General features: G+C 59.5%; 19 protein-coding genes. 5 read left to right on the plus strand and 14 right to left on the minus strand.

Going from position 1 to position 25,602, the window contains the following annotated elements; translation table 11 throughout:
- Positions 1-54: 54 nt before the first annotated feature.
- The 6 genes from NKI06_RS19255 to NKI06_RS19280 are packed head-to-tail and all read right to left on the minus strand — an operon-like array spanning position 55 to position 6,224.
- Complete coding sequence (locus NKI06_RS19255) at positions 55-1,314, minus strand: polysaccharide biosynthesis/export family protein (RefSeq protein ID WP_352986685.1); 1,260 nt, start codon at positions 1,312-1,314, stop codon at positions 55-57.
- On the minus strand, positions 1,301-2,578 hold the full coding sequence (locus tag NKI06_RS19260; RefSeq protein WP_352986688.1) for a hypothetical protein: 1,278 nt from the start codon (positions 2,576-2,578) through the stop codon (positions 1,301-1,303). The genes NKI06_RS19255 and NKI06_RS19260 overlap by 14 nt, the downstream gene beginning before the upstream one ends.
- Positions 2,575-3,579, minus strand: a complete 1,005-nt coding sequence (locus NKI06_RS19265; protein WP_023748029.1) for an SDR family NAD(P)-dependent oxidoreductase — start codon at positions 3,577-3,579, stop codon at positions 2,575-2,577. Before NKI06_RS19265 ends, NKI06_RS19260 begins: the two co-directional genes overlap by 4 nt.
- Before the next feature lie 44 nt (positions 3,580-3,623).
- The gene (locus tag NKI06_RS19270) at positions 3,624-4,298 is read right to left on the minus strand and encodes a sugar transferase (protein ID WP_023681043.1); all 675 of its coding nucleotides are present in this window, start codon (positions 4,296-4,298) and stop codon (positions 3,624-3,626) included.
- Positions 4,295-5,446, minus strand: a complete 1,152-nt coding sequence (locus tag NKI06_RS19275) for a DegT/DnrJ/EryC1/StrS family aminotransferase (protein WP_023681042.1) — start codon at positions 5,444-5,446, stop codon at positions 4,295-4,297. The genes NKI06_RS19270 and NKI06_RS19275 overlap by 4 nt, the downstream gene beginning before the upstream one ends.
- 49 nt (positions 5,447-5,495) lie before the next feature.
- Positions 5,496-6,224: a nucleotidyltransferase family protein gene (locus tag NKI06_RS19280; protein WP_352986689.1), complete on the minus strand. Its 729-nt coding sequence runs from the start codon at positions 6,222-6,224 to the stop codon at positions 5,496-5,498.
- 620 nt (positions 6,225-6,844) lie between these two features.
- Between NKI06_RS19280 and NKI06_RS19285 the strand changes: the two genes are divergently transcribed.
- The gene (locus tag NKI06_RS19285; protein WP_023681040.1) at positions 6,845-7,522 is read left to right on the plus strand and encodes a LuxR C-terminal-related transcriptional regulator; all 678 of its coding nucleotides are present in this window, start codon (positions 6,845-6,847) and stop codon (positions 7,520-7,522) included.
- 101 nt (positions 7,523-7,623) lie between these two features.
- Here NKI06_RS19285 and NKI06_RS19290 read toward each other — a convergent pair whose 3' ends face one another.
- A complete protein-coding gene (locus tag NKI06_RS19290) occupies positions 7,624-9,342 on the minus strand; it encodes a PAS domain S-box protein (RefSeq protein ID WP_352986690.1) in 1,719 nt (572 codons plus the stop codon).
- A 254-nt stretch (positions 9,343-9,596) separates the two neighbouring features.
- On the opposite strand from NKI06_RS19290, the gene NKI06_RS19295 reads away from it, so the two are divergent.
- Together NKI06_RS19295 and NKI06_RS19300 are read left to right on the plus strand one after the other, a co-directional pair.
- Positions 9,597-10,274 carry a helix-turn-helix transcriptional regulator gene (locus tag NKI06_RS19295; RefSeq protein ID WP_023706589.1) on the plus strand — a complete coding sequence of 226 codons (678 nt, stop codon included), beginning with the start codon at positions 9,597-9,599 and terminating at the stop codon, positions 10,272-10,274.
- A gap of 160 nt (positions 10,275-10,434) precedes the next feature.
- The gene (locus NKI06_RS19300) at positions 10,435-11,571 is read left to right on the plus strand and encodes an NAD-dependent epimerase (RefSeq protein ID WP_352986692.1); all 1,137 of its coding nucleotides are present in this window, start codon (positions 10,435-10,437) and stop codon (positions 11,569-11,571) included.
- A 49-nt stretch (positions 11,572-11,620) separates the two neighbouring features.
- On the opposite strand, the gene NKI06_RS19305 is transcribed toward NKI06_RS19300, so the two are convergent.
- From NKI06_RS19305 to NKI06_RS19330, 6 genes are all read right to left on the minus strand, one after another.
- Positions 11,621-12,826: an acyltransferase family protein gene (locus NKI06_RS19305; protein ID WP_352986693.1), complete on the minus strand. Its 1,206-nt coding sequence runs from the start codon at positions 12,824-12,826 to the stop codon at positions 11,621-11,623.
- A gap of 215 nt (positions 12,827-13,041) precedes the next feature.
- Complete coding sequence (locus NKI06_RS19310; protein WP_352986695.1) at positions 13,042-15,210, minus strand: polysaccharide biosynthesis C-terminal domain-containing protein; 2,169 nt, start codon at positions 15,208-15,210, stop codon at positions 13,042-13,044.
- A 69-nt stretch (positions 15,211-15,279) separates the two neighbouring features.
- On the minus strand, positions 15,280-17,481 hold the full coding sequence (locus tag NKI06_RS19315) for a GumC family protein (RefSeq protein ID WP_023681033.1): 2,202 nt from the start codon (positions 17,479-17,481) through the stop codon (positions 15,280-15,282).
- Position 17,482: 1 nt separating this feature from the next.
- Positions 17,483-19,480: an asparagine synthase (glutamine-hydrolyzing) gene (asnB, locus tag NKI06_RS19320; RefSeq protein WP_352986697.1), complete on the minus strand. Its 1,998-nt coding sequence runs from the start codon at positions 19,478-19,480 to the stop codon at positions 17,483-17,485.
- A gap of 1 nt (position 19,481) precedes the next feature.
- Positions 19,482-20,741: an O-antigen ligase family protein gene (locus NKI06_RS19325; protein ID WP_023681031.1), complete on the minus strand. Its 1,260-nt coding sequence runs from the start codon at positions 20,739-20,741 to the stop codon at positions 19,482-19,484.
- Positions 20,738-21,964, minus strand: a complete 1,227-nt coding sequence (locus NKI06_RS19330; protein WP_023681030.1) for a glycosyltransferase family 4 protein — start codon at positions 21,962-21,964, stop codon at positions 20,738-20,740. The genes NKI06_RS19325 and NKI06_RS19330 overlap by 4 nt, the downstream gene beginning before the upstream one ends.
- A gap of 992 nt (positions 21,965-22,956) precedes the next feature.
- Between NKI06_RS19330 and NKI06_RS19335 the strand changes: the two genes are divergently transcribed.
- Both NKI06_RS19335 and NKI06_RS19340 read left to right on the plus strand, forming a co-directional pair.
- Complete coding sequence (locus tag NKI06_RS19335; protein WP_023681029.1) at positions 22,957-24,435, plus strand: M10 family metallopeptidase C-terminal domain-containing protein; 1,479 nt, start codon at positions 22,957-22,959, stop codon at positions 24,433-24,435.
- 87 nt (positions 24,436-24,522) lie between these two features.
- Positions 24,523-24,735 carry a DUF768 domain-containing protein gene (locus NKI06_RS19340; protein ID WP_023670889.1) on the plus strand — a complete coding sequence of 71 codons (213 nt, stop codon included), beginning with the start codon at positions 24,523-24,525 and terminating at the stop codon, positions 24,733-24,735.
- A 79-nt stretch (positions 24,736-24,814) separates the two neighbouring features.
- On the opposite strand, the gene NKI06_RS19345 is transcribed toward NKI06_RS19340, so the two are convergent.
- A complete protein-coding gene (locus NKI06_RS19345; protein WP_023670888.1) occupies positions 24,815-25,540 on the minus strand; it encodes an AAA family ATPase in 726 nt (241 codons plus the stop codon).
- Positions 25,541-25,602: the final 62 nt, after the last annotated feature.

Below are 25,602 nucleotides of genomic sequence, written 5' to 3' on the forward strand. Positions count from 1 at the left end.
GGGTTCGCCCCCCCCGATAGAACAGTAAGCTCCGCACGGACTGCGGCTGACGCCCTATTGGACTGCCACACTTTGCAGTTCACTGCTGAATCTGGCTTCGACAGTATCCCCCGGCAGCACAATCGCATCTTCGTCAACCAACAGCTTGCGCCATTCATTGCCGATCTTGCGTACGATGGTCACCTGGGCCCGTACCGTTTCGCCGGCAATCGGCAATGGCTGTGTGGATGCTCCGGTCGGCTGCAGCTTCTCGCTGGCGGCATGGAGCCTGGCGGTGACATCCGCCAGCCGGGCGTTGGTGTCCTTCAGATCCGTCAGCAGGCCAATCCTCCTTTGATTGTCGTTGCGTTCGTGCTGTCTGACAAAGTCCTCCTGCTGGCGCCGCGCCCTCATCAGTTCGACCGAGGTTTGAAGCGCGCCGCTTGAAGATAAAAGCAACGCGCGCCTGACATCCGCGAGCCGGGTGTTGGTCAGATTGCCTGCATCGAATGCCTTCGTCACTCGCGCCAAATCTTGCTCATCCGCCTTCACGCTCTCGCCCTCGACTCGTTCGCGTTTCTGCAAAACGCCAATTTGCTCGGCAGCGTCCGTCCGGCCCTTCTCCAGAAAATCCTGTTCCTGCCGGAAATCACTCAGCGCAACCTTCAGCGCCTCTGCTTCAGCCTGTGCCATCGCGGCTACAACGCTCGGCGAAAGAGGTGATCCCTGTGGTGTCTTCTTGTCGAAATCCGCCTGGCCCTGAAGCTCGGCGCGAATGCGGGCGGCGTGAAGGTATTCTTTCGTGTAATCTCCCCAGAGCATTTCGTAATCGCGCTTGAGATCAACCGGATCAGGCCCGGCCTGGCCTGCCCGTGATCGCAAAAGACTGAAGCCGCCGGAAACGGCCAGCGCCTGCCGTACAGTCATGAGCGGACGGTAGACCTGTTGTCCCGGGGTGAGCACATCGCCCGTTACATAGATCGGGCGATAGTCCGCTATGATCGCTGTGACATCGTCGGGCTCGACAGTAACTGTCTGCTCCCGCCCATCAGTCAGACGCACGTGAAAAATCTTGCTTGGCAAGACCTCTTGCATGCGCCTTTGCAGTTGGGACGCCGTCAGGCCTGCGACCATGATCATTCCAGCCTCCGGAAGGGCGATATTGCCATCCATCTGGACTACGGCGCGCTGCGTCCGATCAGGGATCGGCGCTATTCCTATCTCGACCGTATCGCCAGGTGAGAGTTGATAGGGCTCGACCTCGCCTGCGCAAGCCATCGAGGTTAGCGACATCATCACGACTGCGCCAAGAACGTATCGTCTACTGAAGGTCATTTGCGACAATCTCCTTCCGGTCGAACACCGGCTTCAAAGGCCATTCAACACGACTAACGAAATCGTATACCGGGCCACCGGGCACGCCCCAGTTGCTGGACCAGACCACCTGGGAGCCGTCCGGAGAGGGAGAGGCATGCGTCTCGCTCCAGTAGTCGAAGGGCGCGTTGTGCGTGTCTGCGACACGGCGGACCTCTCCACTGCCGTCTAGACGCAGCGCAATGACTTGCTGAGCGTAAGGCGCCCAATCCGGGTGCTGCGATAGTTCGGCTGGCGTGCCGCCATAACTCAGAAACACCCAGCCGGGCCTGCCGAGCGACCTGAGTGACGTATGCATGGCCTCGCCATATTTCATCAGCGAGGTAGCCTTGCCATCAGCCAAGCGGCGCTTGATCACCTGATATTTGTCAGGATCCGATTTGCTGATCCCGACATAGATTTCGCTTCCGTCGGAATCGACCGTCATGTCGCCATGGCCCGGTCGATGGTGCTCCATCCACTTCTGGCGCAATATGCCGTCGATGGAGAAGACGAAACTCGCTTCGATTCCGTCCGGTAATTGCTGGGAACACACTATGTTGATTCCGAGTGGTGAGATCGAGCAGGAGCCGGTCGTTCCCGGGAATTCGGCAAGATCGATATCCGGGAATTTCCGCCGTTGCTTGAGATCGTAGCCAAAAACCACCGCTCGGCCGTCATTGTTCGTTGCACGCACCGCAATCCGGCTGCCGTCGCGGCTCGGATTGCCTTTGTTGGGTCCAAATTTGAGGTTGGAGTACGCTCCGGAGGCGAACACGACGTCCTCATGATCGGTACGTGGGGCCCATGTCGCAATCTGCCGGCCCCCGACGCAGATCATCAACTCGGGATCAGTGGGATGCCATTCGCATTCGGTCGCGCGGTTGCGGTGGAACAAAGGCAAGTAGGTTTGTCCGTCGAGAAAGCACAGGCCACCGCAGCCATTGGCGATCAGGAGCAGGCTCTGGTCGGCATTCCAAGCCTGTGCGCTTGAGTAACGGTGGGTGCAGTACTTCTTCCCGCATACACCCGCCCGGCCGAGAACGCCCGGTCTGGTGATCCGTGCGAAAACCATCCCAGACCAAGGATCCCTTGTTTGGCGCACATAGCCCGGCAGGTTGTTCACGACCGCTGTGGCCGCCACCTCCGCTGCCTTGCTTTGACGGCCGCCGGCAACGTAGATGTTGGGAGATATGGCACCGGCAGCCAGCAACAGCGCCAACGCATGACGGCCGCCCAGGGTCATGTCATGTAACCCACTTCGCGCCGTACCCGGCCTTCACTAAGGCGCTCGCGCCACCACGTGATTGTTCGCTCCAGCCCATCGCGCAGGCTGGTCTGTGTCCGCCATCCAGTCTCACGTTCAAAGCGCGAGGAGTCGGCGAGCAAGGCGCGAACTTCGGAATTTTGCGGCCTCAGGCGGCTTTCATCACGACGGACCGGCTTTTTGCAATCGGTCAACTCAAGAACAATGGCCAATACGTCCGAGACGGTCGCAGCGCGTTGGCTGCCAGCGTTGTAGGCGTGGCCGAACTCGAGCTGGGCGAGACCTGCGGTCAGGAACGCTGTCGCGGTGTCTTCGACATAGGTCAGGTCGCGGATCGGGCTGGTATCCCCTACCATGATTGCAGGACATTTCGGGTCGAGGACCTGCCGGATAATGGTCGGCACGATGGCGCGTTCACTCTGGCGCGGGCCATACGTGTTGAAGGGTCGCATGATGACCACAGGGACATCGAACGACCTGGCGTAAGACTCCGCCATCATGTCGGCGCCGATTTTGGATGCCGAATATGGTGACTGTCCCTGCAGGGGGTGTGTTTCGCCGATCGGCATGGTTTGGGCAGTTCCGTAGACCTCGCTCGTGGAGGTATGGATCACCCGCTCCGTCTCCCATAGGCGCGCCGCTTCGAGGACGTTCACCGTGCCCAGGATGTTGGTTTCCACATAGGACTGGGCAGCGGCGTAGGAATATGGAATCGCAATAAGCGCCGCCAGATGAAAAACCGCGACTTGGCCGCGCATGATCCGGTTAAGGAACGCACTGTCGCGGACGTCACCACGGACGAGCCTCAACTGGCTGCGGATGGTGTCCGGCAGATCGTCTAGCCATCCATGGCTGTCGAAGGAATTGTAAAGGGCAAGGGCTGTGACATCTGCCCCGTTGCGAACAAGCGCCTCCGTGACATGCGAACCGATGAATCCGTCCGCGCCGGTCACCAGGACTTTCTTTCCATTGTAGCTCATCACTGCGCATTCCCTTGGCTGTTTGGAACGCTTCCCTTGGATATTCAAACGTCGATCGGCGGTACCGGAACCCAACCGACCACTGCCAGCACTCCCCGCACCATCCACGCGAGGTCGGAGACGATGGTGCGTCGCGGATAATATGAGAGGTCCAGTGTTGCCTTGGCGGGGAACATGACTTCCCGGTAGAACACGATCGGATCTACGGATTGGGGGAAGTAATGCGCTTCGTGCCGAAAAACGACCTGGGCTGGTCCCAGCAGGCCTGGCTTGTATTGCAGCACGGCCCTAAGCTCGCCCCGGAAACAATCGGCGAAAGCCAGGCTCTCGGGCCGTGGGCCGACGATCGCCATTTCGCCTTTGAGGACATTCCACAGCTGCGGTAGTTCGTCCAGCTTCGTCGCTGCGAGAAAGCGGCCAACGGTGGTCATGCGTGTATCGCCCACGACCGTCAGCGCAAGGCCTTGAGAGCCGCAGTTCACACCGAATTTGCGAAATTTGTACATGCGGAAGGTTCGGCCGCCGGCCCCGATGCGGGTCTGAGCGAACAAGATCGAGCCACCGCCCTCGAGCAGAAGCGCTCCGGCGATCAGCAGCATCAATGGCGCCAATGCGACGGTAGCGATGCCCGCCACCGCAAGATCGATTGCGCGTCTCGCAAAGCCGTGATCAGGATTTGGAACGAACATCCGGTGAAAGGCAGGGTCTAACGCATTCATGCAGCAGTTCCTCTTTGGGCGCCTGCTTTGAGCGCGCCTGTTTTGAGCGCGGCTGCCAGGGCAGCCACGACTGATTCGGCGGCGGCGGAAGTGATCTGGGGGTGCAGCGGAATTGTGAGCTCTCGCTCAGCGAAATCCTCTGTTCGGGGCAAACTCACGCCGGGAAAGCGCTCGCGGTAGAACGTCATTTGGTGCACCGGCGGGTAGTGGATGGTGGTCTGTATGCCCTGTGTCCGCAGCTCGTCGATGACATCCTGCCGGCTCGCGTAGCGCGGCAGGACGATCGGCATGATGTGGTAAGCCGACGTCCGGGGTTCGCTAAATGGAATGACAATGGCTGGGCAACGGTCCGCGATCAGGCGTCGGTACAAGACAGCTATGATACGCCTGATTTCGTTCCACTCTTGCAGGTTCTGCAACTGAACCAGCCCTATTGCCGCTCGCATCTCGTCCATTCGGTAGTTGAACCCGAGCATCGTGACATCATATTGCGGCGTACGACTGTTCAGCCGCTGATGTGTCCCCGTGGTCATTCCGTGCCCGCGGGCCAGGCGAACCCTGTCGAGCAGATCGGGGTCACGTGCGATCACGGCGCCCCCTTCGGCCGTTGTCATGTTCTTGTTGCCATAGAAGCTGAACGCGGCCGCGGCGCCGAAGGTCCCGACTTCCCTAAGCCCGGGCGCGTGCGCAGCGTCCTCGATGATATGCAGCCCGCGAAGCCGGGCGAACCGCTGCCATTGTTCCCGATCGGGGAGATACCCGGCGAAGTGAACGAGAATGACCGCTTTCGTGCGCGTCGTGCACCGCGCTTCGGCTTCCGCAACCGAGATCAACGGCACGTCGACGGACTCGATATCGACGAAGACCGGCGTCGCCCCTACATACAGCACCGCATTCGCCGTCGCCACGAACGTCAGCGAAGGAACCAGTACTTCGTCGCCAGGGCCGATGCCCAAAGCATGGAGGAGAAGATGGAGCGCTGCGGTGCAGGAACCAACCGCAACGCAATCTCGCGCGCCATGCATGCCGGCAAAGGCCTGTTCGAACTCTCGTACCCTGTCCCCCATCGTAAGCCAGCCGCTATCAATCACCTGCGACAGGGCTGCCTTCTCTGGCACGCCTAGGATCGGGGCGCTCACCAAGAGCATCTTGACCTCCTGAAAGCCTTGTTAGTGGCTAGACCTCTGCATCAGACTTTCATGCGGCTGCAGCGGCAGCCGCGACCTCGATTGAGGACGACTGATCTTCCCAGGGAATTGCCTGTGCATTCTGGAAGTCATCGACACGACCGATGTCGAGCCAAAGACCGTCATGCTTGTAAACATGCACGGTCGTGCCGCCCTGCATCATCTGCAGCATCAGGTCATCGAACCCAAATGGGATCCCGGACGGAATGAACCGCAGGACATCTGGGTTCATGCAGTAAATCCCCATGCTGACGAGATGGGAAAGCGTCGGCTTTTCCCGGAAGAGCTGGACGGTATTGTCGACCTCGTCGATGACCCCGAAGTCCATCTTGATATGACGGCACGCCGTGGCAATCGTAACGGGATCCCTATGCAAGCGGTGCGCGGCTACAAACCGGCTCAGGCTTAGATCTGTGAGGACATCGCCGTTCAGAACGACAAATGTTTCGTTCAGTTCATCCCTAATCAGAGAGAGAGGTCCGACGGTGCCGAGTGGCTCCATTTCCTGGGTATATTTGATCTTCAAGTTCCATTGCGATCCGTCGCCGCAGACGCTACGGATCAAATGCCCTAGATACCCTGTCGTAATATACACGTCTTCAATGCCGTTGCGCCGCAGCCACTTCAAAAGCAACTCAAGAACAGGCCGGGCCCCTATCGGCATTAATGGTTTCGGCAGGACCGATGTAAACGGTCGAAGGCGCGTACCCATCCCACCACATTGAATCACCGCTTTCATTCGATCCTCCTGATCTGCAGTTGGCTTTGTTCGGGATCGGTGTTCCATTGTCCGGCCAGGGCACACCCTCAAATCCGGCCAAACCTCGGCGGCAATCCGAACATCATATGCGAAAAGGTATGTGACAGCCGGGGCGGCTGTCGTCGTGCATTCGAATGGTAGGGATTCAAAACGTTCAAGGTATTAGATGGCCACGAGATCAACAGCCGATAGAAGCGCGATTGGGCACTGATCATGACGGCGATAAACGAAAGCAGTTGCTTTCAAAAAAGCTGCGATCCGCCCGGGGCCGGGCCGGCCTACAGGTCCAGCGACAGCGGGTGGCGACATAACAGAAATGGTCCTGAACAGCTGGCTTTGGACCCACAAATGGGGAACCGGCATCGTTTTGCGGACAGGCACCGCACGCCAGGGTTAAAAATCTATGGATGAGCTTCGCAATTTAGTATTATATTAGACGTTCTGGATGTGCGTGGATGGGACGCTGCGGACATCACTGTGATGCGTTGACCAGTGGATGGCCGCCATTTTAGGACCACCACGGATTGTCGATCATAGGCGAATGGGAGGTTCCAGCGGGTTTTCTCGTCGGGAACCGAGTAACGCGTTGGGGTAGTTGCATGGCTCGGATCGTCATTGCCGACGATCACGGCTTATATCGGCGTGGTCTCCGGCTGGCACTCATGGCTGGAATTCCAAGCGCCGAAATATTCGAAGCTTCGTGTTTCGATGCCGCGGTCAATCTTCTAGAGGAGCAGGCGTCCATCGATCTTGCGATCCTCGATCTGAACATGCCTGGGCTGTTCCATCAGGAAGTGCTCAGCGACTTTATGGCTGCCTATCCTGACACTCGCTTTGCGATCGTTTCCGGGGATGATTCCCGCTCGGAGATACTGACCGCGCTTTCGATCGGACTTCACGGGTATATCGTCAAATCGCAGAGCGACGAAGAAGTCGTGCTGGCTGTAAACGAAATCCTCGCTGGCCGGATCTATGTGCCATCTCTCCTATCTCGAACGTCTGCCGACCAGAGATCGCATGCCCCCCCACCTCCGGTACAAAATGCCAGCCGCCGGCACGAGGGCTCGGGCGACGTCGCTAGGCTGACATCTAGACAGAAGGACGTCCTCAAGCTGATGGCAGAGGGGTACTCGAATAAGGAGATTGCCCGCAATCTGGACATTGCCGAGGCGACAACGAAAATCCATGCCGCAGCCGTGCTGCGTGAGCTTGGGGTTAGAAACCGTACCGAAGCAGCTGTGTTGCTCCAAAGCTGGCTGACGAGACAGGCGAGTTGACGTATGCCCCTCGAACCGGCCCGAGTTTGCTTGCAGGAAATCGCAGCAAAGGGCCCACACCATCCGTTAATTGGCCAATTCGGCTTCGACTTGGAGGGGCTCTATTGCAATCCAGATTCCTCAATTTCTTTGCGCGATACACGCAGCGAATATCGAAGGCCATCTTCGGTTATTTCCATATTCGGGGAATGACCGACAAGCGGGGTGCTGTCCACACCGATTATCAGTGACCCGAACCCGCGGCGTACGACTTTTGAACTCTTCCGTCGGCCCGATTCCACCCAATCGAACACGAGGTCGTCACCTTCGTCCTCGGATGCAAATCGCCACCTAACTTCGACCCTGCCATTCGGGTCACCCAGCGCACCATGTTTCACCGAGTTTGTCGTCAACTCGTGAAGGATCATCGCCAAGCCCTCGGCGGCGCCGCTTGGCACAGTGAGGGAAGGTCCACTGATCGTTATGTCGCGTGTCTCCTTGAAGCGCTGCAATTCCCGGTCCACGAGCTCATGGAGCATCCCTGACAGGTTGGCGTGACGAGAAAGGATGCGATGGGTCGCCTCCAGCGTTCGAATCCAATCGATCAACATCTCCTTGTATTTGGCAACGTCATTGTCGGGAATATCGATCATGTTGACCAGAGCTCTGATCACTGGAAACACATTGCTGAACCGATGGCGCTCTTCGCGCATTATGCGCTCGCGTCTCTTTACGGCGGCGCGAAGCAAAGTTGTTTGTCGACGTTCGGTCAGATCCGCCGCCACCCCGATGCGCATTTTGCGGTCGCCGTGCTCTTCCTGCCGTCCACGCAAAGCAATCCAGCGTGTGTGACCATCCACTTGCCGGACACGGATCTCGACGTCATAGTTCAATGCCGATGAAGGCTTTGCCGAGGCGGACAGCTTCGGCCAGTCGACGGGATGGATTACAGCCGAGAGTTCTTCCAAGCGGCGGACTGGGGCCGGAGGCAGACCAAGAATGTCCCAGAACTTGCTCGAGCCGGCGACTGTCCCATCGTCAATGTCTATTTGCCATGTTCCCAGGCGCCCGGCAGACACGGCGAGATCAAGCCATTCCTTCTGAGCCCGAAGGGCCTCGCGTGCCGCTTGTCGCTCGGAAATATCGTCAACCACCACGAATACGCTCTCATTTGGCGCCTCGTCCGGCCGCGACGAAGACAGGGCCAGGTGAGCCCAGAATGCCGTGCCATCCTTGCGCAAAACGCGGATATCCGTCGCAGACGCGGTCCCATTGCCCAAATCTTCCAAAAGTTTCCGCACAGTACCTCGATCGTCGGGGACAATGAGTTCCTGCAACTCGAGTTGGGCAAGTTCCTTGTGCGCGTAGCCGGTCATCTCCAAAAGCCGTCTGTTCGACTGCAGCAGTTCGCCATGGCGATTGGTATTAGCAAAGCCCAAGGCGGCAGCGTCGATGGCAGCGAGCCTCGCTTCTGCCACCCTGAGCGCACCGTGCAGATCTTGTCGCAGGCGGTGGAACACAGCTGCGATCAGGCTACCCGAACCCAGGAGGAAGACGGCCCCGGTCCAGTCTCCACCAGTGAGGTGACCGTCCAGCAGGTGTCGCATCCACAAGCCGGCGACCGCCATCAGAAGCGTTGCTGCGATGGCAACAAAACGGCTCTCAAGATACACGATGACAACGGTTATGGGGATAAACGCAACAAGCGGCAACGGCTGGCCGCCATATACCGTACTTATCGCCTCGAATGCTATCGATGCTGCAAACACCAACAGCGAAGCTAGATGAGCCAACGTAGTGCTCGACACATTCGATTTGAGCCAGCGCAGGTCCGAACCCATGCGCAAAGACTACAACTTTCGGTCTAGTCCGTCGAGACTAGGCCGAAGGGGTGGCACCTAATCCCAATGCCCGATTGCCATGACTTTGCCGGCGAATAAAATCATGTGTCAGGAGCGCTCTTCAGAAAGGTATATCCAAAGAGACGCTGCGGAGAAACCATTCGCAGATTTCTCGCAGTATGTGGAAACTCAAGTTGAAGCAGCAACTTCAACCGATTTGATTTGCGTCAGTAGCAACGGGTTGGGTGGAAGCGATGACACTGATTGAAACGCGAAACGATACGCTCGCAGGCAGGCAATACATTGTATTGAACGATACCCGCCACGAACGGCCGATAAGCCTTGTGGACCGACCGGACGCAAGGGTCGGCGGATCTCGACGACGCAGCCTGGAATCCATCACCGGCATGCTTGATCGTATGGGTTGCGGCTATCTCGTCCTGGACCGAGACAAGAAAGTAATAGAATGGAACGCTGCCGCTCGGGACACCCTCGCACGCCAGGGCGAAGCAACTGATACAGCCGTCGAGCTTGCCGCCGGGTTGAGGCGGCTGGTCGCGAATGTTCCGGTCCACCTCCAGCCGGGCTCACTCTCATGGGTAGTGATCCACAGCAGAGGCGACAGGCCGGTGACCATGAACGAGACGGGCGTCGTTACACCGGACGGGACAACCGTCGTCGCATTGCTGGACCGGGATAACAAATCGGCGGCCAACCCTCGCACGTTGCAAAGGATGTTCGGTTTGACCAGCGCGGAAACGCAGTTGGCGCTACGCCTCGCCCATGGCGACGCGCCCCTGGAGATCGCCCGCAGTTGGCATCTCAGTCGCACGACTATCCGCTCTCAGCTTGCCTCACTGTTCGCCAAGACCGACACGAGGCGTCAGGCGGAACTAGTGGCTCTTTTGGGGCGCATTTCGGTTTTGCCATGAGAAATCGACTGCTGTCTGCATCCGCTTTGATTCAGACAGCGGCGGCCCGCATTGAGGGCGCTGTCGCGTAGATCACAAGGCCGGCGGCGCCATTTCCGATCGTTCAAGGCGCTGCCGAGATAGCGCAGAACGCGGAACCTGGAAACGGGAGTGACTTGCCATGGCCGAAGCAGATTCGAAGGTCAACAAGCTGGCGGATATCGTTCACGCGCTGCAGGATGGTGCTGCGTCGAACCTTACGCACACGGGGCCGATCATCGTCACGGGCGCCGCTGGGTTCATCGGATTTCATGTTGCGTCACGCCTTTTGCGGCTCGGCGCCGAGGTCATCGGCGTCGACAACTTCACGCCTTACTACGACCTGAAGCTGAAGGAGGCGCGATTTACACGGCTCTGCGCCGAGCCGAGGTTCACGCCGATGCGCTTCGACCTGGCGGACCGGTCGCTGGTGAAAGCGCTGTTCTGCGAATTCCAGCCATCGCACTTCGTGCATCTGGCCGCCCAAGCCGGGGTGCGTCATTCGCTCGTCGACCCGCATGCCTATGTGGAGTCAAACATAGTCGCATTTCTCAACGTTCTGGAGGGCTGCCGACACGCGGGCGTCAGCCATCTCGTTTATGCCTCGTCGAGCTCCGTATACGGCGCCAATCGACGCATACCCTTTTCTGAGCATCATGGTGCCAATCATCCGGTGAGCTTCTACGCCGCCACCAAGGCCGCCAACGAATGCATGGCGCATTCCTACAGCCATCTGTTCGGCTTGCCCGTAACCGGACTGCGCTTCTTCACCGTCTATGGTCCCTGGGGCAGGCCCGACATGGCAGTCTATACTTTCACCCATGCCATCGCCGAGGGCCGAACGATCGAAATCGCCAATGCCGGGCGCGTATGGCGGGATTTCACCTATATCGACGACATCGTAGAGGGGGTTGTTCGCGTGCTCGCCAAACCACCGTGTCAGGATCCCGGTTGGGACGGTCGCGCTGCCGATCCTGCCACCAGTTCGGCGCCATATAGGCTCTACAATATCGGCAATGATCGGCCGGAAGAAATCAACCATCTGATCGAGCTCATCGAGACGGCCCTTGGTCGCCGCGCCGTTCGCGTCAACGTACCTTTACCGCCAGGTGACGTCTTGGAAACCCGCGCCGACGTCAGGGACCTCCGACGCGCCGTTGGCTTCGCACCGGCGACAACACTGGAGGACGGCGTGCAACGTTTCGTGGAATGGTATCGGGAATTCCATGCACGCCCTGTTGGACAGGTGCGACCAGCTGGCCTTCCGGCAACGGCATAGTGAGCACAACGCCGCCGTTTCCTAGGTGTGGCAGGGTCGCGGCTCGCCTTCAATCTGTCTTGGGATACGCCGGCACTGGAAGGGACCCAAGCTGCCGTCCTGTGCCGTGCCCGACCCCCAAAAGGCGCCGCGCATAGCGGGTGAGCGGCTTCTCGAACAGACGGTGGGTGATAAATGCCACGCCCAGGGTTATCGCCAAGGCCGAACCGATGAAAGCCCACGGGCCGAGCACAAAGATCAAGCCTGTACGCCAGAAAATTATGCGCATGGCGCGGATCACGAATGGATGCATGAGGTAAAGAGCGTATGACGCATCGCCAACGCCAGCGGCCCACCTCGCCGCCAGGCTGTCATGCCTCAGTTTACCCGGCGGTGCCAGGGCAGCACTCCAAACTATTAGAGACGCCGGAATGCCATACACGACGGGGCGACCAAGGCCGGCCGAGATATCGGGAAACGCCGCCGCAAGCATCAGGGCACCCAGTCCCGTTGCGGCGACACAGGCCCTGATTGGGCCGGAAGGCCGCAGGCCCGAGGCGCAAGTGACCCCGATCATCGCGCCGAAAGCAAATTCCAGGATGATCGGATTGGTCCAGAAACCCCAGGGCTCTGGCAAAGGAGCCGCAAGAGCGCCCGAGAGCACCATCCCAACCAGGATCGTGAGCAGGACCGTAACTGCCCACCGCATGGGCAGCACGATCGTCGCCGTGAACAACACGTAAAACAGCATCTCATAATTGAGCGTCCAACCCAACTCGTAGACCGGCTGAACGACACCGTCAGGGCGACTGGCCGGAATGAATAAGTAGGATTCGACTACAAACCTGAGGTCGACGTAGCTCTGGTTGAGAAAGTTGGGGGCTACCACCGCTACCGCAACGTAGAGCGAGGTGAGCGCCCAATATAGCGGGACAATTCGCGCGATCCGGCGGGAAATGAAGAGACGCGCGCCCCCGGGCTTTGCGAACAGCTGTCGCGACGTATGCACCATGATAAGGCCGGAAATCACGAAGAAAATATCGACTCCAGCGCTCCATGGTATCGGATTCCAGCTCTGAAAGGTGCGGCCGGCCTGTAATTCCAGGGTGGCCGCATCATGCTGGGCGTGTCGCAGCGCGACCGAACTAGCCGCGAGGGCGCGCAGGACCTGAACTTGGGTGAGGGTTTCGCGTTGGCTGCGCTCGACAGGCGTCGATCTCTCCGAGCGACGGCGCACTGCAGGCGCCGAGGCGCTCGCCATTCGGGCTTGTTCCATGGATGCTCCGCAGATTGTGAGCACACCCTGGGGCGCCTCCGAAACTGATGCATCCTTCAAATGACGGACACAGCCCGCGAAGTATCGGCTGCCCGCGCGGGTGTCCGGAACAGAGATACGCCGAAGCGTCTGTGCAGCCCTATGGCCTTTGTGCGATCCGGGCTTCGTGACTTCCTGCCCGAACGACGGCAATCACCGTAGCCAAAACAGTGCTCTCATTTGCTCGCCCTCAAGAACCAATGCCATTGACGGGCATCGACCGCGCTCGGCCTGATCGACAGCAAGGCAAAAACCAAGCCTGGCATGATTTTCAGTCGCTTGCGGATATAGACGGCCATGGCAATGCTCCAGATGCTCAGTGCAAGTGCCACACCCACCGCAGCGCCAAGCAGGCCGTACACCGCAACTCCGGCTGCACAGGCAATTATATTGGCCACAGCACCCGCTACCATCGTCGTTGCCGCAGCCCATTCATTTCCAGTCATGGTCAGGAGATTCTGTTGGGGCCCGCACAGCGCGACAAAGACATATCCCAAAATCAGAACCCGTGCGATCGGCGCTCCCGCGCTATAACCCTCACCGAAATAGCTCAAGAACGGCTCGACTATCACCATCATTGGGACGGCCACCAGGATGGCACCGCCAGCAGAAAGCAGGGTTGCGCGCGCGAACAGTTGTTGTAGGCCTCTGCGATCGCCTCTGACGTAGAGATCGGCTGCTGTTGGCGAAAACATGGTTGCCACGGCGATACGGGACAGGCCCACGAGCATCGCGACATTCAAGGCCAGCGCGAAAATACCCGCTTCAGCAATATGGCTTGTCCAGCCCAAAACCAGGACTCCTGCCCGACTGACGAAAACATCGAGCCCAGTGATGAGCATGAGCGGGGGGACGGCAAGCCACCATTCCCTCGAGGCATAACTTGGCTTGGCGTGTCCCAGGCCGGGTGGTTCAAACCTCCTCGCGATGATGAACACCAGCGCCGCTGTGAAAGCGGAACTCACAAGCACCGCCATCGTCACCGAGGGCGCATCCACTGTTCGAAATCCCGACAATGCCAGGAGCGCTACCAACACGAGCAGGAGTCCGTCTCGCATGATGCGCTCCGGCAACAACGCCGAGACAACGCCGCCGAAAGCACGCACAAGCGTGGCTCCGAGAGCATAGGCCGTAACCAAGGGCACAGCCATCATGCCGAGCACGATGCTTGTCTCAAGCCCTCTTTCCGTTGGATCTGAAAGGAACAGGACGGACGCAGCGCCGATCATCCCGAACAAGGTTGCCGCTATCAGCGATCTCTGCAGCGCAAATCTTATCACCCCGCGGGCCAGATCAAGCCTGCCACTGGCCCTATAGGCCGGGAGGAAACGCAACAATGATACATTAAAGCCAAGCGTTGCCAGATAGGCGAGCACTGACGTCCAAGCCTGAACGTAGGAATAGATACCGTAGTTGTGAGGTCCGATAAGGCGTGCAATTGCCAACTGTGCAAGACTGGTCAAACCAGCGCCACCAATATAGATCAGCAAGGCGAATATGCTTGCCCAAGCCAGCCGCGAGCCCATGTCCTTGTTGCGCGGCGGTGCGGTTGCTGAACCAGTTACATCTGCGCGATGAGCCGGCAACTCAATTTGCTTTTCGCCGACCGACCTATCGAAGCGCGACAATGCAGAAAGTATTTGTCTCTCAATCCGACAAATACTTTTAAAGGTCGATGGACCATCGGTGTTTTCGACGGAGATGATTTCCCGGCCAGATGTTGTCAGGAGGTCATGCATCGCTTCAAAAACGGCGAACGAGCGCATGTTCACGTTCAAGTCGGCCTCGAAAATCCGTTCCGCCGGCGGCTCAAGCTCCATCCGCCGACGAAGGCGACTTTCCACGACCGCAGCTGGCACCAAGAGCCTGACGGTGAGATCGGCCGCCGGTGCGAGGCTGAGCGCCTTTTCCAGCGTTCTGGGGTTGGTGCTCCCATTGAACATCGCAAGCGAACCAATCGCTTGAACATATCCTTGATCGAAAATCGTAATTTCGGGCGATTGCTCCGCAGACTTCCAGCAACGCGAAAGGTGCAGGATGTATCGCCAGATTCGCGCGCGCCATATTCGGTTTTTTGGCGGTATCATCCTCACCATTGCAAAGGAATTGGAAATATCATCGGCTCGCCCTGCCGAAAAAAGCAATATTCTGGCTGTTGAAAATATCGCCGATACGATCCGTGATATGAACAGAAAGACTCCGAGATCATATTTGGCGGCCCTGGTGCTTGGCTTGTAGCTGAGGGCGACCTTGGCGTGATAGCCTTTCCCGCGCAGCTGCTGCGCAAGCGCATGTGCGAAGGTTGTTTTGCCGGATCCTGGAGGTCCGAAAAATTCAATGATCATCGTGTAGCTGGCTCGATTTAGGGGCGCGATCGCTCCCTGGAGCTTCTGTTGAAGATCGCACACGCATCTTCAAACCCTCTCCAACAGAAGATCGGCGTTGTCTCCGAGCCTGGAGCCGGCTAGCCTCTTCAGGTTCACCCGGGTGAGCACACTCCCTACTGGAACGGTGGCGGATCCGCCGGCCCCTATTGCATCCAGAGCACCACGGGCAATGCTGCGCCTCGTCCTTGCCCAGCGAACGGCAAAAAGCACCGAATCGGCCCAGCGCTTAAGCAGCCTGGTTTCAGGCCCCCCGAGGCCCAGGGGACCGTTCATGATGACCACGTCGTAGGCCGAACGCAGCTCCTCGGTGAACTGGCATTTGTCGACGGTGGACAGAAGCGTCAGGAGATCATCGGAAGGTGCTGGAGCGGCCATGAGGTCGATACCGATTTCCGGCATCCTCGTAATTGCATCCTTCAGCACGCAACGTTCATTCACATAGTCGCCGAAGGAGTTCCGGGCCTTGTCGGTGCTGAATTCACCACGAAACCCGTTCGTGAGCCGTACATCCTTGCGATCGAGATCGAGGAAAAGCACTCTTCCTCCCAGCCGCGTTGCCGCCAGCGCCAGGCTCCATGCCAACTCGGTCTTGGCATCGTCCTGGATGCTGGACGTCACGAGAATGATATGCGGCGGCTGCCCCTTCCCCTGAGTTGGCGCCGCAGTGACGAGCAGCGAAGTCACGGCGCGGCTGAACGGCAAGTTCTGCTGGCTCAGAACCAGATGCCGCAGCTTTCTGGCATTAAGTCCCGCAACCCTGGGAAGCAGTCCTACGCACGGGACCCCAAGCTCGGCCTCGGCTTCGGCTTCACTGCGCAAGGTTTGGTTGAAACCGTTGCGGACCAGGACAATGACCGCCCCCATGAGACCAAAGACGACCATGCCGGGGGGAATCAGGAAAATCGGCGACAATGTCACGGGGGTCGACGGCGGCCAGGCGGTCGAAAGGACCGCTACGCCTGGCGAAGGAGCGGCGATGCGACGTATCAGATCCTGCTGCCGGCTCAGGAGTTCGTTGTAATGCTGCGTCACGATGGCTACCCTAGGCTCAAGGGAACGCAGCCCCGAAAGTTGGCTCGCCGTGTCGGCCACGGCCGCGTCGAGCATCGCCTTGCGACTTTCAAGAGCCGTAGCCTGAGACCGGTAGACATTTGCCTCGGCAGCGATTCGGGCAACGCTTTGCTCCATTTCGCGGGCGATCGCGTTGCGCAGATCGCCGTCGGCGGCGGCACCCGACTGGCGTGTCACCAGGTCCGTCAACACGGGCGACCCGATTTCTTCAGCGATGGCCGTGACCGGGGCGCCCGCCTTGCGCAGGTCCTCAATACGGCGAAGGCGCGCTTCCGACGCGGAAAGACTGGCTTTCGATAGGAATATCTGCCGGCCGAGTTCCGCTGTCTCACTGGCTGCGTTGTTGGCCGCAGTCTGATCGACGGCGCCATGCGTGAGCCGGTATGTCTCCAGCCGATCTGTCGCTTCGACAAGATCCCTTTGTACTTGCGGAAGGCTGGCGACTATCGAATCCAGATGAACCTGATCCGATGCCCGGCTTTTTTGTACCAGATCTTGAATGTAGACCTGGGCAAACGTGTTCGCGACAAGTGCCGCACGCGCCGGATTTGGATCGGTGAAGCCGATGGTGATGACGCGCGATCGCAGCTCTTGTCCGACCCTCATTCCGTTGCGTAGCGCCTTCAGCTCGGGCGCGTCCGCTGCGTCCGGATTTTCCGCCACCGTGTTATCCTGTCTCCAGGCCCTGTTCAGGAGATCGATGAGGAACGAGCCAGCCGCGGGCGGGACGGCATTGACGACGGTCTTTCCGTTACCGTCGACTGGTTGGGCTTTGCGCAGTGCTGCCAGGACCCGACGCAGGTGGCCTTGCGAGGAGAGCATCGTCAGATGATCATCGATGTTCGATTCCAGCGAGTCCTGGGCGGATGCCACGCCGCCCGAAGCACTGCTGCTCGGGGCATCGATAATGACCTGGGTCGTTGCCTCGAACAGCACCGGGCGGGTGAAGCCTGCCAGTCCGGCCAGGATGCCGCCCAGAAGGGCCATGGCAAGCAAGAACCATTTTCGCGTCGTCAGGATGATGACGAGCTGGTGGAAGGGTGACGATTGCGTTGGCTCGCGTGGCGGCCGCATCAAGCGCAGATTGGTTTCAAGCGTCCCAACTTCCATCTGCTTGGCGCGCGGACGCCGGGCGCGGTTGGCTATGGAACCTTCCATCTCAATCCCCTGTCAGTTCGATATGGTAAGAAGGGTGCGTGGCGACCGTCGATGGCCGCATGGCTTCGTTGCGCCACGCCTGAAACATGAGCACCGGCCACAGGTCGCGGAAATTATCTTGGCTTCCATGCAGATGATTGCGCCAGCATGCGTCGACCTTCTCACGGTCGATGACCCCGTCCCCGGAGCGGCCGATCGTGGCAATGATATCGGTTGCCCAGCCGCGCAAGGGCCCTTTCAACCAAGTCCCGACCGGAACGTCGAAACCTTGCTTGGGCCGGTCGACCAGTCGGCGTGGTACATAACGATCAAGCAGTCGGCGAAGCAACCATTTGCCCTTCCCGTTTCGGACTTTGGCACGGGCTGGCAAGCGCCAGGCGAATTCAACGACGCGATGGTCCAGGATCGGGCATCGCCCCTCGAGGCTGTTGGCCATGGTGGCTCGATCGAGCTTCACCAAAATGTCGCCCGGTAGATAGCCTGTCATGTCGGCGAATAGGAGACGCGAGAGCAGGCCGTCGAGCTTTGTGGTGTCGGTAGGTGCTGTCGACGGCTTGCGATGAACAAGGTCGTTGGCTGAAGATTTTGTCAGTTGCAGAAAGAGTTCGTCCTCATCTCGCGCCGCGAGCAGGCGGGCAAGGCGAGCCAGGCGGTCACCGCGCAAGCCATGCCGCATATTCGCCGAAAGCGGCAGATTGCCGAAGATATCTTTCTGAGAGGCTTGGGCCAGCAACCCAGCCCCCGATGCCAACAGCCGGCGAAATGACAATGGCAGCTCATGCTGCTTTGTGAGGCGGGTTGCCAGGAAGTGTCGAGAATAGCCTGCGAAGCACTCGTCGCCGCCATCGCCTGAAAGCGCCACGGTTACGTGTTGCCGCGCGAGGCGCGACACCAGCAGCGTCGGTATCTGCGATTCATCGGCAAACGGCTCGTCCCAAATCCGGGGCAGCTCCGGAATGACCTCAAGCGCGGCAGCCGGCGAGAGATGAAGTTCCGTATGATCGGTGCCCAGATGCCGAGCAACCGCGGCCGCATGGGGAGCTTCATCAAACCCACTTTCCCCGAACGCTATGGTGAACGTCCGAACGGGGTTTCGGGACTGTGCCTGCATCAGGGCGACGACAGTCGAGCTGTCGATCCCGCCCGACAGAAAGGCGCCCAGCGGCACATCTGCAATCATTCGTTGCTTGACGGCCAGGCGGAGCAGGCTGTCGAGCTCGGTCGCGAGGTCCTCGTCGCTGGCGGCTATCGGATCGCGCTGTCCCTTGCTGGCGACATCGGCCAGCGACCACCAAGGGTGAATGCGATGCTCAAGCGAACCGGTGCCGCGGGCGTCGGCGAATTGCGCCGCAGTGACCGACAGGATTGAACCAGGCGGCAGCTTGAACACGCCCTGCCAAATGCAACGGTCATCCGGCACCCAGCCGTTGGAAACCATCGTCGTCGCCGCATCGACATCGAGTTCCGGGGTGAACCCTGGGAAGCAAGTGATCGCCTTCAACTCCGAGGCGAAGACAAGCGCGTCACGTGTTAAGGCGACATAGAGTGGCTTCTTGCCCATTCGGTCGCGGGCAAGCTGAAGCGTTCGGTTCTTCAGGTCCCACAGCCCGAAAGCAAACATGCCAGCGAAGCGCGCGAGGGCTGCATCAAGGCCCCAGCTTTCGATCGCGCACAGCATGACCTCCGTGTCGCTGGCGCCGCGGAAATGATGGCCCGCCCCTTCCAGTTCACGGCGCAGATCGCGAAAATTGTATATCTCGCCATTGAAGGTGATGACATACCGACCGCTCGCGGAGAGCATTGGCTGGCGACCCGCTTCGGACAGGTCGACGATGGCCAGTCGCCGGTGGCCGAAGGCTACCCCCCCTTCACGGCTCACCCAGAAGGCCTCACCGTCAGGTCCGCGATGACGAAGCGCCGTCGCCATCGGTCCGATGGCCCTGAGCGCACTTGCGTTGGCTGCATCGGGCGCCAACAAAATTCCGGCGATCCCACACATTCTAGCATCTCCTCTGGCGAACAATCGCGGGGATCGCTTCCGGCGTCCCAGCGGCAAGGCAGAGGGTCAGACAGAACCACACGATCGGATGGCGGATGACCAAATGCGGAGCACTGAAAACGGCGATCGATGCCACGAGCGCCACCAGAGCGTCCAGCTTCGCCCGCCAGGCGGACAACGCAGCCGAGCCGAAGATCCACATCAGGGCTAGAACCGAAATCAGGCCGCCCTGAGTGTAGAGATCCAGGATGGTGCTGTGCGCCTCGAAGGGCCGCGGCAAAAACTGTTGATTGACCACGGGGGGACTATCTAGGTGCGGGCCCGGACCCAGTCCAAGCGATCCCGATCGTGCCCCCTTCTCCAAGGCTGCATTCCAGAGGTAGAGGCGAAGCGCCGCGGTTTGGGCAGTCGCTTCCCCGCCCTTGTCTTTGGTCAGGCTCTTGGCGAAGTCTTCGGCGCTGGAGGCCTCGCTGAGGGCATAGGGCGCTATAGACAGGGCCAGCGGCAGGAAGCCAACGGCCATCAGGACGGCAAGCTGCCTTGAAAGGCTCGCCTTATTGCCGTCGCTCGTCAGCCAGGCCCGGACCCGCAGCCCGAGAAGGATCAGACAAGCCAGGACCGTGGTATAAAGGTAGGTATCGCTTTTTGTCAGCCTTCCGACGTAAACGGTGAATATGAGGCTGCATAGGGCAAGGCATCTTCCCCATTTATTGCTGGTGGTTGTGGCAAGATGCAAGGCCAGTGGACCGAGCAGGGCGCAGTAGAGCGCAAGCTGGTTCGGATTGTCGGACCATCCGCAGAAGCGGTCCCAGTACCAGGGCTCGACCCCAGCCTGATGGAGCCAGCCGAAGCCAAGCCCTACCTGAATGATGAAGCCCGCATTCGCGATAGCAACCATCCACCAGGCGATACGACGCAAACGGAAAGACGCGTTGGGCTCCGCAGCGGCCAGACAGGTGACGCACGCCAACAGCACATAGGCCAGCGTGTCGTGCAACAACGGATCCAGGAACAACGTGGTTGTCAGAAAACCGATGATGTAACCCACGCCCATGGCAAGCGCCAGGATCAGCCAGAAAAGCCCAAGCTTGGCCAGGGCCGGCGTAACCTCCAGTTGGCCGCCAGCAAGGATTCGCGTCATCGACAGCATTATCCAGAGCGTGAGGCACAGTTCGCTGTAGCCGAAGGGCAGCCCTGGGATGCTGAGTTGCGCCGCGTAGGACATCGCGACGCCGAAGGCCAGAAGCGCATCACGCATCATTGCCGCGCCTCACCCAGTCGATGGGGGCTTGGCACCGCCTCTTCCCTCGGATTCGCCTGCGCAGCTTGAACAAGCCTGCTGCGATATCTGCCACCCAGTATTGTCTTATACAGGTCGCAATACTGGTCGATCACCCACGACAGCGAGAACCGCTCCCGCACGAATCCGACGGAACGGCTGCCCATCGTCTTGCCACGGGCGGGGTCGGAAAGAAGATCGACTATCCGGGAGGCCAAGCCATCCGCATCGCGCGGCGCCACGAGATAGCCGTTCCAGCCATCCTCAACCACATCGTTGCAGCCCGGCATATTCGAGGCGACGATCGGCAATCCGGACAATCCCGCCTCCAGCAGGACACGCGGAATTCCCTCGCGATATTGCGTCGGAAACGCAAAGATATCCGCCATGCCAAGGAGGGCTGGAATGTCGCGCCTTGGCCCCAATGCGACAACGTGGGGAACATGGCGCTCGATATCGGCTCTGCTGACGGCAAACGGACCTTCGGAGTCTTGCGGGCCGACAAGTACGAAACGCGCGTTGGGCCTCTCGCGGATAACGCGAGGAACCGCCTCGATGAGGGTTGGAATCCCCTTCTGCCGCGTGAGCCGACCGACAAATATTATGACCTGGGCCGATTGTAGGCCAAGTTCCTCGCGCATCGTGGCAGCCGAAGGACCACGATACCTTGCCATCGAGAATGCATCGGGGTCGATGCCAGAACTCCGGATCAGTCGCCCTTTGCCGCGAGCCACCAGCCGATAGCGCTCGAAGAAGGCCTGATCATCACTATTCTGGAAGACGGTCATGGCTGTCCAACGAGACGCCACCCCCTGAAGGCCGCAAAAGAAAGGACGCAATGCCAGGGCCCGCGGCTCCCGCGACGAGAATGTCCAACCAAGCCCGTTGATGGTGCGAACGACGGGAACGTGCCCGCGCACCGCCAGTGGAGTTAGGAGATTGGGCTTGGTGTCGAAACTTTGAATGATGTCCGGACGCAGTTCCGACATCAGTTCACGGATCGCGCCGACAGCACCCCATTCTGCACCGCCGCTGCCAAAGCGGTCGAACCCGAATCGGCGATGGGCAATGCCATGGGGTGAAAAGGCGGCTCCGAGATCACTCGAAACGGCAGTGACTTGAAAACCCCTTTCGCGAAGCGCCAAAAGAAACGGGATTCTTAGTCTATGATCCTCGCCGCCAACGCAAACCAGATGCGGACTCATCCTGTCGCTCCTGGATGCGATCCCAATCTCGTAAAACAGCTGACCCTATCCGCGGTTTCCATGGCCGGTTTCATCGCCCCTGAACACACAACAGCCAGTCCCACGCTAGGAGCAGGCTTTCGTGCTGTCCTCGTCTGTTTGCATGAAGCAAGCTGATCAACGATGCGGCAATGCAGCCACAATCGCTGTCGCCTCGGTCAGTGCGTTGGATCATCCGGTCTGACGGTGCAACGACGACACGTTCGCGTACGACACGGCGGGCCGGATATTTAGAAAAAGAGGGCTGTGTTCGACGGGGTCCGCGCGCTCGCGTTCTCTGCCCGCCTTCTCACGCCGGATCAACATCGCACCCAGATGGTGTGATGACTCGCACCGGCAGTTCTCCCGACCGCTTCGTCTGGAACAGGCTTTCACCCGGTCTTTGGATACGGTCGGACCACCAGCCGCCTCTTCCTGCGGATGGGCGACCGCGTTGCCATGCTCCCCGTCATTCGGACCCGCACGCCCGCCTTTCGGTTGAACCCGGCGGGATCCAGTTCAGTGCCTCTCCGCAATTGCCAGCGGCGAGCGCCTCGCATGACCTTGCGGACATTTGGCGCCGAGGCTTTGCTCACGAGGAGCATTGAGCGGCTGCAATGGGAGGGCTTCGCCAGGACGCGATTCTTTTGCGGTCTGAGCTCGAATAAATCCTGCGGAAGCGCGCATTTGGGCGGTGGCTCGCGCAACCGAAGCGCGCATTGGCCGATTGCCGCCACTGCAAATGCGCAGGCGCTCCGGCAGACTTCGCTGCAACGCTTTCGTTGCAGGCTTGAGCGCCCGACATACTTGGATCATCTACAAACCTCTGACGCAAGCGTAGCATCGAGGCTGTTGTGTTTTCCGGACGATGATCAAAGATTCTATCAAGGGACGCCGGTATTTGATTTGTCGCTAATGGATCCTTTCCCTAGGCAGGTGTGGGGCGCCTACCGAATCGGACGAAGGGTATGTCAATGACAACACTCCATTACGCCTCGGGCGGGTCGGCCTCCGAGGTCGCGAAAGCCGGATTCAATCTTGTTGATGTATCTTCCTTGGACCAGCTCAACGCCTTGCCGGCCGGCCAGAAAGGCCTGGTGTGGCTCAATGAAGCAGATGGTGCAACCTCCTCCTTTATCCAGAAGGTCACGCCCTTCATCGGCAATCCGAAAGTGTTTGGCTTCTTCCTCGTCGATGAGCCGGACCCGACCGGCAAATGGGGAACTTATGCCACCGCCGCTGATCTGAAGGCGGAGTCAGACTGGATCCACAGCCACCTGCCCGGCGCCAAGACCTTCATAACAATGATGAACATGGGGTCTTCCGCTAACCCCGACTTTTCAAACACCTTCAATCCTGCCAACACGCATATCGACTATTACGGCTTGGATCCCTACCCGGTACGGACCGGAACAAGCACGATTGATTACAACATGATCGACAGGACTGTGGCGGCGGCCGTCGCCTCGGGCATCCCGCTCAGTCAGGTCGTTCCCGTGTATCAGACCTTCGGCGGCGGCGACTGGACGACCGACACGGGCGGTCGCTATGTCCTGCCCAGCGTTGCTCAGGAAAAGACCATGTTGGACCACTGGGCCAAGGTAGCGCCTTCGCCGGCCTTCGACTATGCCTATGCTTGGGGTTCTCAACAGGGCGACACGGCGCTTGAGAGCTCGCCGACGCTGCAGGCTCTGTTCCTTCAACACAACCAGAGCACCGCAAGCGGTCCTTCGGCCAGCGAACCGACGCCGCCGCCTACCAGCACAGCGCCTCCGCCCACAAGTGTCCCTCCGACCAGCACCGGCGATCACATTTTCTACGGCACGGGTAGCGCGGATGTGCTTCGCGGCACCGCTGGCGCGGACACGATGATGGGCCGCGGCTACAACGACACCTACTATGTCAACAACGCCGGCGACAAGGTGGTGGAACTGCGGCACAGCGGCAACGACAGCGTGCTGGCATCGGTGAGCTACGCGCTGTCGGCCGGCTCGCAGGTCGAGCATCTTGCGACCACCAGCAAATTGGGAACTGCCGCCATCAAGCTCACGGGAAACGAATTCGCCCAAACCATCGATGGCAATTCCGGGAGCAACACTATCAACGGCGGTGGCGGGAGAGACGTTCTGACCGGACATGGCGGCAACGACGTCTTTGTCTTCGATTCGGCTCTCAAGGTCGGCAATATCGACAAGGTCACCGATTTCAAAGTGGGCCACGACAAGATCCAACTCGACCACACCGTGTTTGCCGGCCTGCATACAGGCGCCCTTCCCTCTTCGGCGTTTTACGCCGGCAGGGCCGCGCACGACAGCGGCGATCACATCGTCTATAACAGCACGACCGGCGCGCTTTCCTTTGACAGCGACGGCTCGGGCGGCGCACATCAGATCCAATTTGCCACTCTATCGCCACATCTGGCTCTGACGGCGTCCTCGTTCATCGTGACGTGACCGTGGGACGTCAGCCTGAGCAAGATGGTCTGACGTTCTTGAATATGGCTGACGGAACCAAGAAGCCCCGCCGAGCTTGTACTTGGTATGAGCGCGCGCGGCATCGAATTCCTGCAGAAATGGGTAGAGGATAAGATCCCACTCTACACCAAGGCCGATCCGGCTCTTGCGGCGAAACTTGCGGACCAAGCAACGGCGGATGCCATCAGAGCGGGAATCCGCCCCGAGGAAATCTCTGAGGAAGTCGGAAGCATGTTGACGACCATGCTCGAAGTGCTCGATCAGCACGATTCGACATGATTGCGCGCTTGGCGGCAGATGCTGCCCGGCTTGGCGCCAAATGCATAAATGTGTCATGGATCATAGGTCATGGGCCAGCCTAGGCAGCATGACCAACATGCTCTCCCAGAACGCGCGCGACGACCCCGTCCACGTCGTGAGGTTCAGCACCATTGACTTGTATCAACGGCCATCGGTCCTGGCGCAGGCACTCGCCGACCTCTCTTGAGATTTCGGCCTGCCTTAATCCTTTGTCCACGCCAAGTTCGAACAGCATAACCTCGAGGAGCGGTTGCTGCGCATGCCTATCCACAAGACGGCGGCGTAACGTTTCCTGGGGCGCGTCGAGTTGCACAACGAGATCCGGCCGCGGCAGGAACGCCAGGCACTCGCGGACCGCGTCGAGGCTTGGAGTTCTAGCCAGCACACCCAGCGCACACAAAGCCTGAATCATGCCCTCTTCGAAGATGAAGCAACCGGGCGACTCCCGCGCTTGGCGCCAGGACTGGCACAGTTGGGCGATGTCGACCTTCATTCGCCATGACCACACGCGGCTTCGAAGAGGGATCGATGCCAGAAGCCGGGCCGCGACACTGTCCTTTGGCAAGGTCGACAGCAAGATAGGACCGGATGTGGCAATCTTTTTGCCAATTCTTCCTATGCCATGGCGGATTTCCGGAGCGTCATCCTGAGCCGATCCAGGTTCAATCAGGCGATACCCATTTACTGTCTTCACATTGATGCCGTGTCTCGCCAGCCCTTGGCAGAGGCCGCGAAGCAGCGTGGTTTTACCCGCGCCAGGCGGCCCAAACAACTCGATGATCATATGCTCAAGCGTCTCCGAACGAGCAGTCATTCCCCTACGGATCAAGCTTAGCCGGATTTCAG

This window comes from Mesorhizobium sp. M0772, from assembly GCF_040320135.1.
Lineage (GTDB): Bacteria > Pseudomonadota > Alphaproteobacteria > Rhizobiales > Rhizobiaceae > Mesorhizobium.

What these genes read in the sequence shown, in the direction of transcription:
- NKI06_RS19255 (WP_352986685.1), bottom strand. Translation starts at nt 1,314, where the DNA reads ATGACCTTCAGTAGACGATACGTTCTTGGCGCAGTCGTGATGATGTCG.
- NKI06_RS19260 (WP_352986688.1), bottom strand. Translation starts at nt 2,578, where the DNA reads ATGACCCTGGGCGGCCGTCATGCGTTGGCGCTGTTGCTGGCTGCCGGT.
- NKI06_RS19265 (WP_023748029.1), bottom strand. Translation starts at nt 3,579, where the DNA reads ATGAGCTACAATGGAAAGAAAGTCCTGGTGACCGGCGCGGACGGATTC.
- NKI06_RS19270 (WP_023681043.1), bottom strand. Translation starts at nt 4,298, where the DNA reads ATGAATGCGTTAGACCCTGCCTTTCACCGGATGTTCGTTCCAAATCCT.
- NKI06_RS19275 (WP_023681042.1), bottom strand. Translation starts at nt 5,446, where the DNA reads ATGCTCTTGGTGAGCGCCCCGATCCTAGGCGTGCCAGAGAAGGCAGCC.
- NKI06_RS19280 (WP_352986689.1), bottom strand. Translation starts at nt 6,224, where the DNA reads ATGAAAGCGGTGATTCAATGTGGTGGGATGGGTACGCGCCTTCGACCG.
- NKI06_RS19285 (WP_023681040.1), top strand. Translation starts at nt 6,845, where the DNA reads ATGGCTCGGATCGTCATTGCCGACGATCACGGCTTATATCGGCGTGGT.
- NKI06_RS19290 (WP_352986690.1), bottom strand. Translation starts at nt 9,342, where the DNA reads ATGGGTTCGGACCTGCGCTGGCTCAAATCGAATGTGTCGAGCACTACG.
- NKI06_RS19295 (WP_023706589.1), top strand. Translation starts at nt 9,597, where the DNA reads ATGACACTGATTGAAACGCGAAACGATACGCTCGCAGGCAGGCAATAC.
- NKI06_RS19300 (WP_352986692.1), top strand. Translation starts at nt 10,435, where the DNA reads ATGGCCGAAGCAGATTCGAAGGTCAACAAGCTGGCGGATATCGTTCAC.
- NKI06_RS19305 (WP_352986693.1), bottom strand. Translation starts at nt 12,826, where the DNA reads ATGGAACAAGCCCGAATGGCGAGCGCCTCGGCGCCTGCAGTGCGCCGT.
- NKI06_RS19310 (WP_352986695.1), bottom strand. Translation starts at nt 15,210, where the DNA reads ATGATCATTGAATTTTTCGGACCTCCAGGATCCGGCAAAACAACCTTC.
- NKI06_RS19315 (WP_023681033.1), bottom strand. Translation starts at nt 17,481, where the DNA reads ATGGAAGGTTCCATAGCCAACCGCGCCCGGCGTCCGCGCGCCAAGCAG.
- asnB (WP_352986697.1), bottom strand. Translation starts at nt 19,480, where the DNA reads ATGTGTGGGATCGCCGGAATTTTGTTGGCGCCCGATGCAGCCAACGCA.
- NKI06_RS19325 (WP_023681031.1), bottom strand. Translation starts at nt 20,741, where the DNA reads ATGATGCGTGATGCGCTTCTGGCCTTCGGCGTCGCGATGTCCTACGCG.
- NKI06_RS19330 (WP_023681030.1), bottom strand. Translation starts at nt 21,964, where the DNA reads ATGAGTCCGCATCTGGTTTGCGTTGGCGGCGAGGATCATAGACTAAGA.
- NKI06_RS19335 (WP_023681029.1), top strand. Translation starts at nt 22,957, where the DNA reads ATGACAACACTCCATTACGCCTCGGGCGGGTCGGCCTCCGAGGTCGCG.
- NKI06_RS19340 (WP_023670889.1), top strand. Translation starts at nt 24,523, where the DNA reads ATGAGCGCGCGCGGCATCGAATTCCTGCAGAAATGGGTAGAGGATAAG.
- NKI06_RS19345 (WP_023670888.1), bottom strand. Translation starts at nt 25,540, where the DNA reads ATGATCATCGAGTTGTTTGGGCCGCCTGGCGCGGGTAAAACCACGCTG.